Source organism: Aromatoleum evansii, from assembly GCF_012910805.1.
GTDB classification, from domain to species: Bacteria; Pseudomonadota; Gammaproteobacteria; order Burkholderiales; family Rhodocyclaceae; genus Aromatoleum; species Aromatoleum evansii.
This window is the reverse complement of the sequence record NZ_WTVK01000002.1, coordinates 158,395-176,047: the sequence shown is the minus strand read 5'-3', so window position 1 is coordinate 176,047 and position 17,653 is coordinate 158,395. Positions and strand designations below refer to the sequence as shown.

The following is a 17,653-nucleotide window of genomic DNA, read 5'->3' as shown; positions in this document are numbered from 1 at the left end:
GACAGGGGGATGAGCCGAAGGCCGCATTGGGCCAAGGCGTCGCCGTAGGTGTCGTTGCCAAGGGGGCGGGCGCCGTGTGGCGGGATGCGCTTCGCTTTTCCGCAGGATGTTCGTGCAGGCTCGGAAGGAGCGCGGTTGTGATGGCGCTTTGCCAGCCGGTCGCGCTGCCGATGGCATACAGGACGGTGCGTGCGGCGGGGGCGTCGAGGGTGAGCCACAGCGACGGCAGGGTGTCGCGCAGCGCGGGGCGTTCGAGGAGGGTGGGCAGCGCGAGGGCGTCCTCGGCCAGCAGTTCGGCGAGCGCCTCGGCCGCCGGCCGGGCGAGGAGCGCGGCGCGGTGGCGCCACAGCCAGCGGTGCGCGGCGGTGCCCTTGAGGAGGTCGCGCACGAGGCAGGCGCGGTAGTCGAGGGCGTCGCGGAAGCGCACGGCCTCGGCGGCGTCGGCGGCGGGGCTCCACGGGTCGGCGGCGCGGCGGGCGAGATGGTCGGCGGCGGCGGCGGCGCGGGCGGGCAGCTCGGTGGCGGTGCCGCCGACGGCGACGCGGCGGACGACGACGATGGCTTCGTCGGCAGGCCAGGGGGCGCGGGCGAGCGCCGCCGGCAGCGTCGCGCGGGCGTGCTCGACGGCCGGCGCGGTGCCGCGCAGCAGGACGCGGCCGATCCGTAGGTCGTCGCCGGCGGCGAACATCGCCTCAGCCCCGGTTCAGCCCGCTGATGCGCAGCGCAGTGTTGAGCACCGCGCCCGGGTTGCGCTCGACTTCGGGGTCGAGGATGGTGGCGACCGATGCGACGGTGCCCTGGTCGTCGTGGTCGTCGACGCGCAGGGTCGCGATGACGCGCTGGCTGTCGTCGAAGAGTTGCAGCAGCGTGCCGGGCGCGGCTTCGCGGTTGAGGGTGAGGCGCAGCGCCTCGCCGATGCGGAAGCGCCCCGGGAGGGTCTTGAGCGTGCCCTGGATGAGCTGTCGCGGGTCGTCGCTGGCGGCGAGCAGCAGGCAGGCGCGAACGAGGTTGCGCATCGCGGTGCGGGCCACCCCCGAGGCGTCGGTGTCGAGCTGGCGGAACCACCAGGCGATGAGCTCGACCAGCGTGCGCACGCCGTTGAAGTCGCGCTCCTCGGCGTCGGCGAGGCCGGGCCAGCGTTCGGGCGTTTCGACGGCGAGGCGGTTGGCTTCCGCCAGGGTGGACCACTGCAGGCGGATCGACGGGGCGATGGTGCGCAGGCGCGCGAGGATGCAGCCGGCGGCGGCATCGAGGCGCTGGTGCAGCGCGCGTGCCGGGTCGCGCAGCAGCGGCGAGGGGATCGCGAGGAGGTCGTCGAGCGCGAGGATCGCGCTGCCCTGGCGCTGCAGTTCCGTGAGTGCGCCGGCATTGAACGGGCGGGCGGCGACTTCGCGCACGAGGGCGTGGTTCTGCTGCACGAGGCTGGTGAGCACCGGCGTCTCCGCCGACACCGCGCGGTTGAGGCGCAGCGCGAGCTTCTGGCGGCGCGTGTCGACGAGGCCGGCGAGGATCGCGCGGCCCGGCAGCAGGTGGCCGAGCGGGCGCAGGTTCGCCCAGTCGCCGGCGGGGATGTCGTAGACGGCCTCGATGAAGGGGCCGAGCGCGGCGGGCAGCGCGGTGTCGCGGTTGGCGCAGCCCGGGACGAGGTCGTCGGGCGAGGCGGGGCGCAGGTCCAGCGGGTCGGGCAGGGTGCGGCCGAGCGGGGTCTCGCGCACCTTCACGTAGAACAGGCCCTGATGGCTTTCGATGACGCGCTTGCGCTCGGCGTAGGCGGCTTCGATCTCGCGCCAGTGCTCGGCGAGCAGGCGCTGGGCGACGGCATAGTCGTCGAGGGCCTCGGTGCGCTCGCGCTCGCGCACGTCGAGGGTCCGGATCTCGCCGGGGATGTCCGCTTCGAGGGCGGCGAGGCGTGCGCGCAGGTCTTCGAGCGCCTGCTGGTGGCGGCGGCGCAGGGCGGTGAGTGCGCCGCGCAGGGCCTCGATCTTGCGGATGTCGTCGGCGACGACCTTGCCGGCCGCGAACAGTGCCGATTCGTCGTTATGGGCCGTGCCGTCGGGGCCGGTGTCGCCGGGGCGGGGAATCGCGAGGTCGAGCTTGGGGCGCAGCAGCACGCCTTCGGTGCTGTGCAGGTCCGGCGCGACGAGCAGGCGGAAGGGGCGCGCCTGGCTGTCATCGTCGATCACGCCGAGGCGGCGCAGCTCCTCGGGCTTCAGGTAGTCGTCGAGGAAGTCGCACAGGCGGTCGATCAGCGATTTCGCCTGGTTCTGGCGCGCGTTGGCCTTGTCGCGCAGGTCGAGCAGATCGCGACGCACGTTGAGGAAGCTGTCGCGGATCAGCTCGACGTGCGACAGCATGCCCTTGCCCGTCGTCGGCGCCTTGCTGAAGACCGGGTCGGTGAGCGGTTCCTTGGGCTGCGCCTCGAACTGCAGGCCGGCGAGGGCGGCCAGCGTGCCGGCCGAGATCGTCGGCTCCATCTGCACGGCGCCCGAGAGGTCGAGGAGTGGCGCGTCGGCGGCGAGCTTCACTTCGGTGAATTCCGTGGCGTTGGCCGTGAAGCGGTTGAGGATGTCGCTCATGACGGGTTCTCCGTGGTGGCTTTGGGCACGAAGTTCGCCTTGGTGGTCCAGCGCACGAGCTTCGCGCCGAGGCCGTCGCCCGGTACGCCGCCGGCGAGCGCGCTGAAGGACACGGTCAGCGCGTCGAGCTGCTGGCGTTGCAGGCCGAGGAAGTCGTTGACCTCTTCGAGCAGGCGGAAGCTCTTGTCCAGCGCGGCTTCGAGATGGCGGATATCGGCGCGCAGGTCCTCGCGCTCGCGCAGCAGGCCGTTGCCTGCGGGCTGCTCGTCGGGGATCTGCTCGTAGTCCTCCGGCGCGGGATGCGGCTCGGCGACGTGGCTGGCATAGGGTTCGGGCAGCTCGCTGCGGTTCGCGACGGCGTCGACGTGGGTGACCAGCGCGTGGGTCAGCAGCAGCGGCGCGGCGATGACCGGCAGGGTGCGGGCGCGATTGACGACGAGGCGGGTGCGGTACTGGTCGGGGTCGGGCGGCGGCGTGGTGATCAGCGCGGGGGCGCGCAGGGCCTGCAACTGCTGGGCGCTGAGGCCGTGGAAGAGCGCGAACCACTGCTTCTTCCACATTTGGTAGGCGCGCGTCGCCGCCTCGGCGCGGCGGAAGAGTTCGTCTTCGAGCCTGGTGTCGCGCTGCGGCAGGTCGAAGAGGTCGCGCCGGTAGTCGAGGTCGGGGATCGCGAGCAATAGCCGGATGCGTTCGCCCAGGCCGTGGATGAGGTCCACCGTGCCGCGCGCGAGTTCGTCGGCGACGACGCCTTCGATCGTGTTGGCGGGAACGGGCGCGAGTTCGACCTGCAGGTCGGCGGGCAGGAAGGCGAGCGTCGGTGTCTTGCCGGCGGGGTTGCGCAGCAACGCGGCGGGAAGCGGGCCGGCGGCGGGCAGGTAGTCGAGGCCGAGGAGCTCGGACAGCGTCTGCGTCGGCACGTTGGGCAGCGGGTCGCGGTGCTCGCGCTGCCAGCTTTCAAGTGCGGCAACCGTGTGGGCGAGCAGGGTGTGGGCGGCGGCGTCGGGCTCGGCGAGTAGCCGCCCGGCGAGCGGATCGAACCAAACCGGGAGCTTGCCGACCACCTTCACGAGGCCCAGCGGCACGGCGCCGGAATCCTCGCGGAAGGGTGACTCGCGCAGGAGGCGCGCGCCGATGCGGTTGGCGGCCTGGCGCTGCGGCATCGCCATCAGGCGCGGGCTGCCGGCGATGCGTTGCAGTCCCAGCAGGCACACGGTCTCGATGCGGCGTTCGCGCAGCGGGTCGGGCTCGGTGCGGGTGCAGGGCTCCTGGTCGGTGGGGTCGTCGATCGGCTCGACGGCGCTGCGGAGCGTGACGAGGAAGAGGCCGTCGCGCAGCGGTGCGTCCTGGTCGCGCTCGGCCTGCGCGGCGAGGTCGGTCCAGGCCTGGTCGAGTGGGTAGAAGAGGCGGATGAGTTGCCCGGCGGCTCCGACCGCGAGGCCTGGCTGCACGCGTACGCGGGTGTCGGCGCCGCTGCCAAGGAAGGCGCAGGGTAGGCCTTCGACGATGCCCGGTTCGAGGCTCGCGAGCAGCGGCGCGATGCGGTCGTCGACATAGGCCTGCAGGCGCTCGAACTCGCGTTCGCCCAGCGCGCGGCCGGGGAAGAGGTTGAGCCGGCGCGGATCGTCGGCGCGTTTTTCCGGGTCGTGCAGGCGGATCTCGACCGGCACGCGCGGCAGCAGCGTCAGCGCCGGGCGCCGCGCGAGGGCGGCGAGCAGGCTGGGGGAGAGGAAGGATGGGGTGGCCATGATTGCTCAACGCCTCCTATTGATTCCAGTAGCGGCAATCGGATTCGTCCGCTCGTTCCGAACTCCCACCCCCGTTCGCCCTGAGCTTGTCGAAGGGCGGTGGCGGGGCTTCGACAAGCTCAGCCCGAACGGTATGCGGCATCTCCATGGCAGTCACCCGACGACCCGCTTCCACAGTTCAAGCTGCGTGCCGGTGAGGCCGAAGTTGGGCCCCTCCTCGAGGAAGAACTTCGCCATGTCGAGGTCGCCGGCGGCGTCGAGGAAGCGGTCGCGCAGCTTCTCGAACACGCCGAGGTCGAAGCGCGCGAGCGCGGGCATCGTGGGCCACAGCGCGGGATCCAGGCGGCGGTCGGCCAGCCCGACGATCTGCACCGCGGCGATGCGTGCGCGGTCGTTGCCGCCGATCATCGTGTCGGCGGTGGTGGCGGCCTTGATGCCGGAGTCGCCGGCGCCGCGCGCGCGGGCGAGGAGCGCCAGTGTCAGTTCGGTGGCGAGGTTGCTGGTCTGCGCCGCTTCGAGTTTGAGCTGCTCGATCGTCGCGTTGGCGTTGGCGAGCTGTGTTTCGAGCGTGGCGATGCGGGCGCGCAGGGTCGCGATTTCGTTGTTCGCCGCGGCGAGCGCGTTCTGCAACTCGGCGATACGGGTGTTCGCGGCGGCTTCGCGCGCGAGGCTGGCGTCGAGCTTGGCGCGCACGTCGGCGAGTTCGGCGCGGGTGGTTTCCAGCGCGGTGCGGGTCGCATCGAGCTCGGCCTTGAGCTTGGCGATCTCGTCGCGCGCGGCCAGCAGGTCGGCGTCGGTGCCGCCGGCCGCTTCGAGCTTGGCGAGGGCGTCCTTGAGTTGGGCTTCGAGTTCGGCGATGCGCAGCTTCGCGGCGTCGAGCTGGGCGGCGAGGGCCGCACGTTCCTGCTCCAGCGTGGCGGATTTCGCGCGCTCGGCTTCCAGCGCCGCGGCGAGTTCCTCGATGCGCTGCTTGAGGGTCTCGTCGATCGGTGCACTGGTGGTCTTCAGGCGTTCGATCTCGGCGCGCGCGGCGTCCAGTTCGGCTTTCAGCGCGTCGATGCGGTCGCTGGCGGCTTCGAGCGCGTTGGCGAGGACCGCGGCGTTGCGGTCGTCGGATTTGAGGGCCTCGATCTCCTTCTGCGCGGCCGCGAGGGCGAGCCTGAGCCGTTCGATTTCGGCCAGCGTGTCGGCGGGCGTGCCGCCCCCGGCGGCGGCGAGGGCCTTTTCGAGTTCGGCGATGCGCACCTTGAGACGCGCGATCTCGGCTTCGAGCGCGGCGCGCGCCTCCTCGGCGGCGTCGACGTCCTCCAGCGCGGCGTCGAGCTGCTCCTCCAGCGCTGCGGCATCGGGCGGCAGCGCGGAGCCGGGCGGCGGCAGCGTCATGCCGAGCGCCAGCACGACGGCACTGACCGCGGTCTCGGCGGTGCGCGGCGGGCGGCGCACGAACATCAGCTCGGACGGATTCAGCTCCGCCCAGATCGCGCGCCACACGTCGGCATCGGTGTCGACGCGGTGGATCGGGGCCTGCGGCAGGATGCGCAGAGCGAGGCGGTCGAGGCGCGCGAGGCGCCCGAGCGCGCGCGGCACGACCTCGGCCGGCGCTTCGAGCTGGCGGGCGCGCAGCGCGAAGGCGGTGTCGCTCATCGGCACCAGCACCATGATGTCGCAGTCGGCGTCGCGTTCGAGGTCGATCGGCGCGAGGTGGGCGGAGTCGGCGAGCACCGCGGCGAGCTCGGCGCGGCGCACCGGCGCGATGCTGACCTCGTAGTCCTTGGGGAAGAATTGCTGGCGGCCGCCGACCGGGTCGATGCAATCCTGCGGGATCGGCCCCCAGGGCGGCAGCACGCGGAAGTACTGGCTCGCGGCGAAGGCACCGCGCAGGCCCGCGCTCTGGCGGCTCGCGAGCACCGCCTGCATGAGTTCGAGGTAGTGCGTCGCAAGATCCTGCTGGATCGCGTTGGGGGTGTTCAGCGCGCGCTGCGGGCGGCGCAGCAGCCCCCGGTCGAGCCACAGGATGCGGCCGCGCTCGACGGCGATGAGGCCCAGCGGCACGGCGTCGTCGGAGGGCAGCGCGAGGCGCTCGCCGCCGGACAGCAGCTCGCGCGCGAGGGTCGCGCGCACGGCGATCTCGTCCTGGCGCGGCAGCGGCAGGGGCAGCGGCATCAGGCGCAGCTCGACGCCTTCGGCCCAAGCGGCGACGTGCGGGCGGCGCGGTGCGGCGAGGTCCTTGGGGAAGGCTTCGGCGACGCCGTCGACGACCTCGGCGTGGGTCAGCGCCAGCGCGTAGAGGCCGCGCGCGTAGCTGCGGAAGCGGCCGTCGTTGAGCGTCGCGATCAGGCCGCTGTTGAGGAGGTCTATCGTCAGCGGCTGGTTGTTGAGTTGCAGCACGCGACCCGAGGGGGCGATGGCGATGCCGGGCTCCACCTGCAGGACGTGGCCGGAACGCAGGCTCAGTTCCAGTCCGCGCACGATGCCGGCGCCGAACACCTGGCCGAGTTCGAGCAGGCGTTCGTCGAGGTAGATCTGGTCGCGGTTGAGGTCGGAGGCCTTCAGCAGCTGGCCGTCGAAGTAATTGGTGCGCGACAGCAGCGGGTCGATGCTGGAGATGCGCTCGCCGGCCGCGTTGGTGGTGCCGATCCGGAGCGGAGTGAAGCGGATGTTGGCCATGGCGGTTCCCTTTTAAGCGCGGATCAGCCGGGCGAGCGCGGCGGCGTTGAAGAGGAAGGGGCGCACGAGGTTGTCGACCTCGATGCGGCGCGGATTGACGATCAGGTCCGGCTCGGGCGCGGGCGGCGTGAGGCGGATCGCGATGCGCGCGAGCAGCGTGCGGGCGAGCACCGCGGGGTCGGTGAGGAAGGCCTGGCGCGCGACCAGCGCCTGGTTGTCGTCGCCGAGCGAATGCAGCAGGCGCGCGCCGAGTTCGAGCTGGGTGCGCGCGGCGCCGGCGGCGGCCTCGACCTGCGCGCGCTCGCGCTCGCCGAGGTTCGCTTCGATCTCGTCATAAGGCTTGATGCGGCTGTGCGCGGCGAAGAGGTGTTCCTCGGTGGGCGCGTCGTCGGGGCGCTCGGCGACGAGTTCGAACAGCACGCAGTCGGCGACGCGGCTGGGTTGCACCGGGTCGGTGCCGGCATTGACCTCGGTCGCGAGCACCGGCTGCAGGCCGCTCGCGCAGTCCTGGTAGCGCATCGTGACCTTCAGCCACAGCAGGTTGTCGGCCGCGGCGTAGCCGTCGCGGATCAGCGCGCCCCACAGGTCATCGTCCTCGTGCTGGGCGGTGAGCCAGGCGCCGAGATCGACGCAGTAGGGCTCGGGCACGCCGATCTCGCGCCCGAGGCCGTCGACGCCGACGCCGGGGCTCACGACGAGGCGCACGCGCACCGGGTCGGTGTCGTTGCCCGGATCCTCGGCGCGGATGCTCACGCGCAGGCCGGCGACCGTGCCGGCGCCGTGCAGCCAGTAGCCGTGGCGCGTCGCGCGGCGCCGGTGGTAGTCCTGCTCGGCGCGCGTCGCCTCCAGCCCGAGCAGCATGCCGGGCTCGTAGCTCACGCGCTTTAGCGCCTCCTCGAAGCGGCCGTCGCCGGCAAGGCTCGCGTCGCAGTTGTCGTCGGGCTGGCTCATGCCCTTTCTCCTTCGCTATTACTCAGCGGGTAATGAGGTGATGTAGGTCGAGAGCAGCACGGACGCTCCCTCCCCTTCAAGGGGAGGGCTGGGGTGGGGATGGGTTGCGCTGTCGGGACCGAAACCCATCCCCCTCCTAACCTCCCCCTTGAAGGGGGAGGAACCACAGCGTGCCGCGGCAGACTTCGCGCCGTCGATCGCCGCGTACTGAAAGGAACATCGTTTATTTGCCCTGACCCACTTGACCGTTGCCAGTGGGATTGGGCTTCGACAGGCTCAGCCCGAACGGTTTTGAGCTGCCCGGTCATCGCCTTGCCTCGCTCGCGGTCGCGTCGATCGCCACGGCCCGCTCCGGATCGAGGGCGACCGGGTTATGCAGCAGATCGCCGCGGCCGAGGCGGGTGCGGTCGAGCACCACGGGTCGGGGCGGCGGCTGGGTTTCAAGCCAGGTGTCGATGCCCAGCAGCGGCGACAGGCCCAGCACGAAGGGATGCTCGCTCCTGCGGATCGCCCATTGCACGGTGGCCGGCACGAGTGCGGGGAGCGCGTCGCGCACGACCGCTTCGAGGCGCTTCGCCGGGCCGTGCAGGATCACCGTCATGCGCCGCGAGGCCTCGTCGAAGAAGCGCGCGACGACTTCCGCCTCTCCCTTGCGCTCGGCCACTTCCGGCGCGAACAGCGCGAGGAATTCGCGCGCCTGGTCGTCCGAGAGGATCAGGCTGTCGCCGACGATGCTGTTGCCGGAAAGCCCCGTGCCGAGCGTCAGCGGGTGGTCGCGGTCGTCCATGTCGATGCCGAGGATGGTCGCCATGGTGCGGCGCAGGCGGAAATGCTCGACCGGGATCACCGCGCCGCGCGCGACCGCGCCGTCGGTGAGGATGTCGAGCGCGAGCAGCAGCCCGCGGTAGCTGCCGTGCGTCTGCTGCATCGTGCCCTGCGCGGCGAGCCAGCGGCGGCGGCGCGCGTCGGGCCAGTGGCGCGGCAGCGTCGTGCCGAGCAGACCGGCGAGCCAGGGCAGGCGCTCGCCAGGCGTCGCGGCGGGGTCGAGCAGGATTTCGCTCGCCGCGATGCGGTCTTCGAGCGGCGTGAGCAGCCCCTCGAAGCTCGCCAACAGGCGTTCGCGGAAGTCGGCGCCGTTGGCGGCGATCGGGTCGGCGTCCTCGAGCGGCAGCGGGCGTTCCTGCTGCTGGAAGTGGTCGGGCAGGTAGTGGGTCTGCCACGAGAAGCGCGGGTAGTAGACGCGTAGCGCGAAGATCGCCGGGCTGTGGCGGCCGTCGCCGTGCAGTGTGATGCGCAGGCGCAGATACCGGCCGCGCACCTCGCGCACCGCGCCGTTGCTGCGCTGGAGCAGAAGTTCGTACAGGCCGGCGTGGCCCGCGTGGTCCTCGCCCTGCGGGGCGCGGCCGGGCGCGAAGGGGAGTTCCGAGGCGTGCGGCGTGTGCATGGCCTGCGGCTGGGCGATCCATTCGTCCGGCAGGTGCTCGCGGTCGTCGCCCGCCTGCACGGCGAAGTCGATGCGGCAGCCGGGCGGGACGCAGGCGTCGAAGCACAGGCGGTCCCACAGCGTGTCGGGCATCGCCGAGTCGAGGATCTCGGTCAGCGTGACCGTGCCGCGCGGCGCGAAGTGCGCCTGGGCGAGGCGGTAGAGGCGGATCGGGCCGTCCTGCGTGAGCGTGCGCACGGCGCCGTCGCGGTGGCGCACGAATCGCACTGCGGCGGGCAGCGGGGCCTCGGAGCGGCGCGGCCAGCGTTCGGCGAGGAGTTCGGCGGTGGCGGCGTCCTCATCGTCCTGCAGGGCGAACAGCGGGGAGTCGCGGCGTTTGCCGCGCTCGGCGCCTTCCTCGAAGGGCAGGAGCAGCAGGAAGCGTCCGTCGCCGATCGCGGCGAGGTCGGTCGCCAGCGGAAGGTTGTCCGGCAGGCGATGGATGCGGAAGTCCTCCGTCGGGCCGGCGGCGAGCGCGCGCGTGAAGACCTGCATGCGCGGCGCGTCGGCGGTGCTGTCGGCGGTTTCGCTCAGCACGTAGAGGCGCTCGTCGTCGGCGGCGAGGCCCAGCAGGCCGCCGTGCGCGGGCAGGTCGACGTCCCACAGCAGGCGCAGCGGATCGGGGTTGGCCTGCAGCGGTTCGAAGCGCTCGGGGCGGCCGACGTAGGGCTGGGGCAGCGGCGTGCCGCCGGCCAGTCCCAGCCGCGTCTCGCCGAGCAGCCAGATGCGGTCGGCGCCGGTGGTCGCCTCCACGCACGCGCGGCGCGGCGCGAAGGGCAGGGTGCAGCGCGTCTGCCAGCGGCGGCGCAGATGCACCGCGGTGAGGCCGTTCGCCGTGCCGCCGTCGCTCCACGGCAGCGCAACGAGGCCGCTGCCGCCGAAGGCAAGGTCGGTGAAGCGGCCGGCGGGGGTATCCACCGGGTCGAGCACCAGCGCTTCGAGGTCGGGCGCGCCGGTCTCGGCGTCGTCGAGGGCGGCGAGCACGGGCTGCCAGTCCGCCGGGGCGCTCGCCGGCCAGCGCAGCGCACATTCGAAGCGCAGGCCGTCGGCGGACAGCCGCCCGAGCTGGCCGTGGTCGTCGAGGATCAGGGGCATCGCCGCAGCGAGCAGCTCGCGTGCGCGCGCCGGTGGCATCTGCGGCAGGCGCGGCGCGTCCTGGCGCGTCAGCGTGAAGGCGCGCTGCTCGACGTCCCAGCTGCACTGGCGGCTTGCGTTGCGGAAATCCGCGGCGCCGTCGAGGAGCAGGAAGCGGGTGCCGTTGCTGTTCATGTCAGCACAGATCCGGAATCACAGGGACAGGGACTGCCCTCGGGCCGTCCTCGGGCGGCCTGCCGGGGCCGAAGCCGCGCGGCGGGGCGGGGCGGTCTTCGCCCGGGCGGATCGCGACGGCCATCAGCTCCGGCAACTGGAAGTCCAGCAGCGGCAGCGCCTGCGCGCCGGTGAGTTCCAGCCACACCGGCGGGTTCTGCTGCTGGTCCTGGTAGAAGAGGCGCAAGGCGTTAACCGCCTCGACGCCCTCGACGCGTCCGGCCTGGGTGCGCAGTTCGTTGATCTCGACCGCCTTGCCGCGCGGCCAGCCTCCGGCGCGCGGGCCGCCCGGCGGCAGTGCCCACAGGTAGCGCAGCAGCGCGCGCTCGACCTCGGCATGCACCTGCTGCTCGGTCGCGGGATCGACGACTTCGAGCGACACCGCGACGGCGACCGGCACGAACTGCGGCGACAGCACGTAGAGCTCGGTACCGAGCATGCAGCGCGCCGCGAGGTAGTCATGCACGTCGGCGAGCAGGCCCGCGTTCGGGCGCGGCGCGGCGGCCATCGCCTGCGGCGCAGGCGGCATCACGAACACGCTGACCACGCCGGGGACGTTGCGGCGCACGGCGGTGAGGCTGGCGCCGGGGAAGAAGCCGGCGACGGCTTCGGCGCGGGCGACGGGATTGATCGGGTTGTCGCGCGCGATCACGCCGAAGTCCTCGGCGGTGACGGCGCGGTCGCGATGGCTGAGGAAGGCCGGTATGCGGCGCTCGGCCTCGTCAAGCGTTTCGGCGTCAACCCCGCCGCGGGTCGGCCATTCGTGGCGCAGTGCGAGGCGGGCGCCGTTGCCGTGGATCTCCTTGATGCTCTCGGGCGGCAGGTTGCCCTGGCTGCCTCCGCCATGGCGGTAGAAGGCCGCGCGGATGCGGGCGTTGGCGGGCGGACGCTTGCCGCGGATGCCGTCGCCGAAGCGCACGCTGCCGTCGGCCGCATCGACGACGAAGACGGTGTCGTCCGGCCCGCTGCCGGCGAAGTGTGCGACTCGTGTCCAGGGACGGAAGGCGTGCAGGTGCTCGACCTCGACCTGCACGCTGGCGAGTTCGACGTCGGCGTGCGGCAGTTCGAAGCGCTGGTCCGGGCGGCCGGTGCCGGCGCCCAGCACGATGTCGCGCGCGATGCCCTGGCCGATCACGTCGACGGCATTCACGCCGAGGTAGCCGAGCGCGAGGTTCGGCTCGTCGGCGCAGGACACGCGCAGCCAGAAGAGGAGCTGACCGGGGCGCAGGTCGGCGGGGGCTTCGGGCGGGGTGTCGCCGAGGCCGGCGAACTGCGGGTCGAGGGCGGCGGTGGCGCGCAGCAGGTCGGCGTTGCGTGGCAGGCGCAGGCGCGCGACGCCGGTCCTGCGCCCGCCGGCCGAGCTGTCGGCGACGACTTCGAGGGGCAGGTACTGCACGTTCTGCGGCGCGTTGTCGGGGTCGGGCCACCACGCGAGTTCCCACGCCAGCTTGCGCGGGCGCAGCCCGGTCGCGAGCAGTCCCTCGAGTTCGGTGAGCGGGGCGAGGCCCACGTTCAGGATGATGCCCGCGAGTTCGCGCCGCACCAGTTCCGCCTGCGCGACGAAGGCGGGCTTGGCGAGGCAGATGCCGAGGTGGAAGGCGCCGTCGCGCGTGCCCGCGGTGGTGAGCGCGTCGTGGCCGGGCACCAGCGTCACCGGGCGGAAGGCGGCCGGTTCGACGCCGTACTGCGCGCGCAGCTGATCCAGGCTGATGCCTTCGGCGGCGAGCGCGGCCTCGTCGAGCGTGCGTTTCACGACGACGCGCAGCGCGAGCGGCGTTGGCTGCACTTCGCCGACCGTCGAGAAGCTCGTCGTGCCGGCCTTGAGCGCCGATTCGGTGGCGATCAGCGGCGGCAGCGAACGGCCGGAGGCGTCGATGCTGACGATGCCGGTCGCCGGCCGCGCGGGGCGCAGCGGAATCTGCAGCAGGTTCAGGAAGGCGCGGCGCTGGCGCTCGGGGATCTGGTTCGCGCGGTAGATGACGGTCTCGGTGAGCCACGCGAAGAGGTCCACCAGCGCATGCACCGGATCGCCCGGTGCGAGCGGCGCCATCTCCGGCACGTGGCGCGCGAGGCGGGCCTGCAGCTCGGTGACCAGCTCGTCGAAGCGTCGGTCGTCGAGGTCGGGGACCGGGAATTGACCAAAAAGTGAAGTGGGAAGCGCCATGGGTTCGGTTCCCTCGTTACATGGGGCGGGAAGGCCGGGTGTCGGTGGGAGCGGCTTCAGCCGCGAATGGACGCCGATTCGCGGCTGAAGCCGCTCCCACTGTCATCCTTCCTGCGGGTTGCGATGTCTTCATGCGCTTCACCCCAGATCCAGCGCCAGTTCGAGCGTCTCGCGACGGCCGTCGGCGAGCAGGCGGTAGCGCACTTCGAGATTCACGTGCGACAGGCGTTCGCGGTCGGGCACCGCGCGCACCTCCTCGATCGTCACGCGCGGTTCCCAGCGCGTCAGCGCACGCAGTGCGGCATCGGCGATCAGCGCGCGGGTGGTCTCGTTGTTCGGGTGGTGGATGAAGTTGCGGATGCCGGCGCCGAACTCGGGGCGCATCAGGCGCTCGCCGGGGCGCGTGAGCAGGATGTTGAGCATCACCTCGCGCACGCTCGCATTGCCGCGCCGCCATTCCGGGGTGCCATCGTCGGCGAGGCCGGCGAGCAGCGGAAAACTCGTGAGCAGGGATTCGGGAGTCGGCATCGTCATTGACCCTTATTTGCCTTTCAGCGCCTTCAGGCACAGCCGCGGCAGCGCGAGGAAGGCCCACGGCAGCCAGCCGAGGAAGAGGTTGAGCAGGTTGATCACGACCATCAGCATCAGCATCGCGCACAGCGTGATCGCGGGCAGGCTGAAGCTGAAGCTCCAGCACGCGCCGGAGCGGTTGCCCGGGCCGTCGCCCTTCATGTCGATGCCGGGGCTGATCTTGCGCAGCACGTCGGCGAGCGACTTCGGCGCCAGCATCGCGACGCCGCGCGGCAGCCCGCGCTTGAAGTCGTCGAGCGAGGGCAGCACGACGGTGGTCGGGCGCTGCGCGTCGGGGTCGAAGGGTGAGGCGACGCGGAACACGCGGCTCGCCGGGCCCCACGCGACGCGCTCGCAGCCGCAGTCGTCCAGCCAGCGCACGAAGGGGAGGGCGACGAAGCGGTCGCCGTCGGTCTGGCCGTAGCGCGGCAGCGGCAGGCCGTCGTCGAAGCGCACCTGCGCGCGTGCCGTGCGCAGCGCGACGAGGCTGCGCAGGTCGGCCGCTTGCTGCTCCGAGATCAGGAGGCGATCGTCGCGCGTGCCGCCGAAGCCGTCGGGCAGCGCGACGCTGCCGGCAACCGCCTCGCGGCGCACGATGCGTGCGAAGAGTTCGACCAGTGCCGGCGCGCTGCGGTCGAGCCAGGCCAGCACGGTCTCGCCGGATACCTGCACGGGCTGCGGCAGGATGTTGTCCCCGAAGACTCGCCACTCGATGCGGTGGAAGCGCAGCTGGCCGAGCAGGGTGCGCAGGCCGGCGTTGTCGCCGTCGGCCGCATCGTCGGTGCGGAACTGCGCGACGAGCGTCTGCAGCAGCTCGATGAAGCCGACGGTTCCGACGCCGTTGTCCATCACCAGCCCGTCATTGTTGTCCCACGCCTTCGCGCCGCGGCTGCCGAGCGGCCAGGGGTGCTCCAGGCCGAAGTCCGGCACCTCGGTGCCATTCGCCTGCGGTAACGGCGCGTCGGCGCTCTCGCGCGCGGAGCCGCCGAGCGGCAGGTAGCCCCACAGCAGCGTGTGGCTGCGTTCGATGCCGCGTGCGTCGCGGCGGCGCACGAGCAGCGGGTGCAGCGGCACGACCTCCTCGCCGGAATAGGGCGGCTCGGGGAAGCGCGGCGGCAAGAGGCCGCGCGCGGTGAGACGGCGCACGTCGTCGGGGTCGTGATCGGGGATCTCGCCGCTGCGCCAGCCCACCGGTTGGCCGTCCGCGATCATCCAGCGCTGCGGCGTGCCGTCGGCGGGCACGCGGCGCACCACCATGCCGGCGCCGAGGATCTTCTTCGGGTCGAAGGCCGGCGCGCCCGGCACGGCGCAGTTCACCTCGGCGCAGGCGAGGTAGAAGCTGCGGTGCATCGGCAGGCGCAGCGTCGGTTCGTCCTTGAAACGGCCGAAGCGGTCCTCGCGGAACCAGGGCTGCGCGGCGGTGCCATTGAGCCGGCCGGCCTGCGCGTCGTTGAGGAAACGTGCGACGAAGTCCTCGTCGAGGTAGCGGTGCAGCGTCAGGCCGTCGCCGTCGTTGGCGAAGAAGGGCGCGACGAGGCGCGGTTGGTGCGCGCCGGCGAGCCCGGCGGGCTTCGGCGCGCGCATCGGCCGCTCGGCGAGGAGGGCAGCGTCGAGGGTACGTGTCACGCTCACCATATGTTCCCCGCCCCCGGCGTGTAGCTCGACGAGATCACCGCGTTGCTGATCAGCGTGTCGCACTGCACGACGCCTGAAAACTTGCTCATGCCGGCATCGACCTTGACCATCCCGGCGGACACCGTCACCTGCGCGGCCTCGATCTTCACGATGCCCGAACCGGTGACCTTGATGTTGCCGGGCGACATCTCGACCTTCTCGCCGCCCTGCTCAATGGTGACCTTGCCGCCGCCCTGGTCGGTGATCGTGAGGTGGTTGCCGGCGGGCGTCTCGATCTTCACCTTCGGCTCCTGGTCGTCGAGCAGCACCTTGATGCCGGCCGGGCTCTGCACGAAGTAGCGTTCCTCGACCGGGCGCGCGTCGTCGGGCTGGCTGCTGCCGCCGCTCCACACCGCGCCGAGCACGATCGGCAGGTCCGGGCTGATGAAGGCGACGACGACCTGCTCGTCCAGGCGCGGCAGCAGGCTCACGCCGTAGCCGCTGCCCGCGCTCGGCACCATCACCGCGGCCCACATCTCCAGCCCGGTCGCCGGCAGGCGCAGCTTCACGCGGCCGCGGTTGTCCGGGTCGGCGTTGTCGAGCACGACGCCGAGGTGCAGGTCCTGCAGGGGGCCGGGGCTGTGGCGCGACATCGTCAGGGATTCCAGTCCGGCCGCTCGACGCGCAGCCGCGTCGCGAGCCCCTGCGCGTTGTCGAAGTGGTGCCAGCACTCGGCGATGCGGTAGCGCCCGGCGAACCGCGGTGACACGCCGGCGAGCTCCACCTCGCGCCCGACGCCCAGCTCCGGCGTGCCGGTGCATACGATCTCGCCGTGCAGGAAGCGCTGCGCGTCGCGGCGGAAGGCGCCCTGCGCGAGCGAGTCGGCCTCGGCCTGGGTGCGCGCGAAGGGATGCGGGCGCGGCGAGCGGCCGTCCCAGCCGAGTTCCTCGAGCGTTGCCGCCGCGGTGCGGCCGGCCGGCGCCGGCGACAGCGCCGCATTGCGACCGCTCGCGGCCGAGTCCGCGGCGAGGTTGTAGCCGTCGGCCAGCACCTCGCGCGGCTGGCGGTTGAGGTCCGCGATGATGCGCACGCGCTGCGCATTGGTGCCGGCATCGATGCGCACCGGGTTCGCGTCGGCCTCCTCGGGCCGCGCGCGCAGCCGCCCGCCCTGCATGCGCAGCGGGATGTCGTGCGGCGCGAGCACGCGCAGCAGGAAGGCGAGGTGGCTCTCGTTGTGCTGCAGCCAGTCCGCGCTGCCGGCTTCGACGCTGACGTCGGCCTGCAGCCCGGCATCGCTGGCGATCTCGCGCACGACGTCGGCCAGGCCCTTGTTCTCGAACACCCGGCTCGCGCGGCTGCGGGCGAGCTTGTGCAGCGGATCCTCGGCGAGGATCACGAGCTGCGGTGCGCCATCGCCGTAGCGCTCCTCGAAGGCGGTGATGTCGCCGGAGAACACCGCGCTCTCCGCCGTCTCGCCGAGCAGGAATTCGATGCGGCTGCCCAGACGCAGGTCGAGGAAGGGATAGCCCGGCTCGCCACCACTGGCCGGCCCCCAGTTGATCACCCGCAGCTCCGCGCTCGCCATGCCGCTCGCCGGCAGATGCACCGACAGCGCGGCCGCCGCCTCGCCCAGCGCGGGGCGGTCGCTGCCCTCCACGCGCACGCGCGGCCGGGCGCTTACGATGGCCGGATTAGTCGATGGCAAGGCGCGCCTCCCGCTCGCGGGTCACGGTCAGTAGGTCGAGCAGCGTCTCGCCCGGCCGGCCCTCGGGCGGGCGCGGCTCGGCGCCGGCGGTCTGCGCCGGGTTGGGTTCGGGCTGCACTTCGGCGACGAGTTCGTCGATGATCACGGGCATCAGCGGCCTCCGGTCGGGATCAGCAGGGTGCCCAGCGCGGTGAAGCGCGGGTTGTCGAGGCCGTTCAGGCCGGCGATGCCGCGCCAGTCGCGCGGGTTCTGGCCCGCGGCCTGGGCCGCGCTGGCAGCGTTCTGGCCCTCGCCGCCGGGCGCGAAGGCGGGCATCGGGCGTTCGGCGGCCTGCACCGAGGGGTCGAGCGCGAACTGGTAGCGGTCCTCCTTGAAGGTCAGCGCGAGGGTCGCGCGCAGCGGGATGCCCTCGGGGGCGAAGAAGTCGAGCGTCTCCGAGTAGCTCGACAGCATCCCGGTGAACTGGAAGCTGCCCCACTGGAAACGGCAGCGCTTGGGCGCCTTGGGCTTCTTCGACTCGGCGTCCTGCGGCTTCATGAAGGCTTCCGCGATGCGCTTCGTCAGCGTGCGCACGTCGGTGTTGGCACTGAGCGTCTCGCGGTCCTCGCGGCTGTCCGAGCCGAGCTTGGCGGCGATGCTGGTGTCGAACACCAGCTCCACCGCGAGCGTCGATTCGCTCTTGTCGATGAACTGCGCCGCCGCGCCGCTGCCTCCGCTGCCGCCCTTGTTGTCGGCCTTCAGCGTGTTGGCGAGCGTCACGCGCAGGGTGGCCGGGTTGAACTGCACGTCGATGTGCTTCGACTCGTCGGTCTCGACCTGATCCCCGTTCATCGGGATCAGCTTGGCACGGGCGATCTGAAGGGCGGGCAT

12 protein-coding genes and 1 pseudogene are annotated in these 17,653 nt (G+C 72.3%); all 13 read right to left on the bottom strand.

Going from position 1 to position 17,653, the window contains the following annotated elements; genetic code table 11:
• Nucleotides 1-688, bottom strand: a pseudogene (locus GO615_RS01880) (hypothetical protein); the annotation flags it as partial.
• Between the two features lie 4 nt (nucleotides 689-692).
• Entirely contained in the window at nucleotides 693-2,576 is a 1,884-nt protein-coding gene (locus tag GO615_RS01875; protein WP_169125343.1) for a hypothetical protein, read from the bottom strand.
• A complete protein-coding gene (locus GO615_RS01870) occupies nucleotides 2,573-4,321 on the bottom strand; it encodes a hypothetical protein (protein WP_169125342.1) in 1,749 nt (582 codons plus the stop codon). The genes GO615_RS01875 and GO615_RS01870 overlap by 4 nt, the downstream gene beginning before the upstream one ends.
• A gap of 153 nt (nucleotides 4,322-4,474) precedes the next feature.
• Nucleotides 4,475-6,988 (bottom strand): coiled-coil domain-containing protein, encoded by a 2,514-nt coding sequence (locus tag GO615_RS01865; RefSeq protein ID WP_169125341.1) that lies wholly within the window; start codon nucleotides 6,986-6,988, stop codon nucleotides 4,475-4,477.
• 12 nt (nucleotides 6,989-7,000) lie between these two features.
• A complete protein-coding gene (locus tag GO615_RS01860; RefSeq protein WP_169125340.1) occupies nucleotides 7,001-7,939 on the bottom strand; it encodes a hypothetical protein in 939 nt (312 codons plus the stop codon).
• A 304-nt stretch (nucleotides 7,940-8,243) separates the two neighbouring features.
• Nucleotides 8,244-10,691: a hypothetical protein gene (locus GO615_RS01855; protein WP_169125339.1), complete on the bottom strand. Its 2,448-nt coding sequence runs from the start codon at nucleotides 10,689-10,691 to the stop codon at nucleotides 8,244-8,246.
• A 1-nt stretch (nucleotide 10,692) separates the two neighbouring features.
• Nucleotides 10,693-12,894: a putative baseplate assembly protein gene (locus GO615_RS01850; RefSeq protein WP_169125338.1), complete on the bottom strand. Its 2,202-nt coding sequence runs from the start codon at nucleotides 12,892-12,894 to the stop codon at nucleotides 10,693-10,695.
• A gap of 138 nt (nucleotides 12,895-13,032) precedes the next feature.
• A complete protein-coding gene (locus GO615_RS01845; protein WP_246262099.1) occupies nucleotides 13,033-13,428 on the bottom strand; it encodes a GPW/gp25 family protein in 396 nt (131 codons plus the stop codon).
• 6 nt (nucleotides 13,429-13,434) lie between these two features.
• Entirely contained in the window at nucleotides 13,435-15,099 is a 1,665-nt protein-coding gene (locus GO615_RS01840) for a hypothetical protein (protein ID WP_169125337.1), read from the bottom strand.
• Entirely contained in the window at nucleotides 15,093-15,731 is a 639-nt protein-coding gene (locus tag GO615_RS01835; protein ID WP_169125336.1) for a phage baseplate assembly protein V, read from the bottom strand. Before GO615_RS01835 ends, GO615_RS01840 begins: the two co-directional genes overlap by 7 nt.
• Before the next feature lie 2 nt (nucleotides 15,732-15,733).
• Nucleotides 15,734-16,783, bottom strand: a complete 1,050-nt coding sequence (locus GO615_RS01830; RefSeq protein WP_169125335.1) for a phage late control D family protein — start codon at nucleotides 16,781-16,783, stop codon at nucleotides 15,734-15,736.
• Nucleotides 16,770-16,934 carry a hypothetical protein gene (locus GO615_RS01825; RefSeq protein WP_169125334.1) on the bottom strand — a complete coding sequence of 55 codons (165 nt, stop codon included), beginning with the start codon at nucleotides 16,932-16,934 and terminating at the stop codon, nucleotides 16,770-16,772. The genes GO615_RS01830 and GO615_RS01825 overlap by 14 nt, the downstream gene beginning before the upstream one ends.
• On the bottom strand, nucleotides 16,934-17,653 hold the full coding sequence (locus GO615_RS01820) for a CIS tube protein (RefSeq protein ID WP_169125333.1): 720 nt from the start codon (nucleotides 17,651-17,653) through the stop codon (nucleotides 16,934-16,936). Before GO615_RS01820 ends, GO615_RS01825 begins: the two co-directional genes overlap by 1 nt.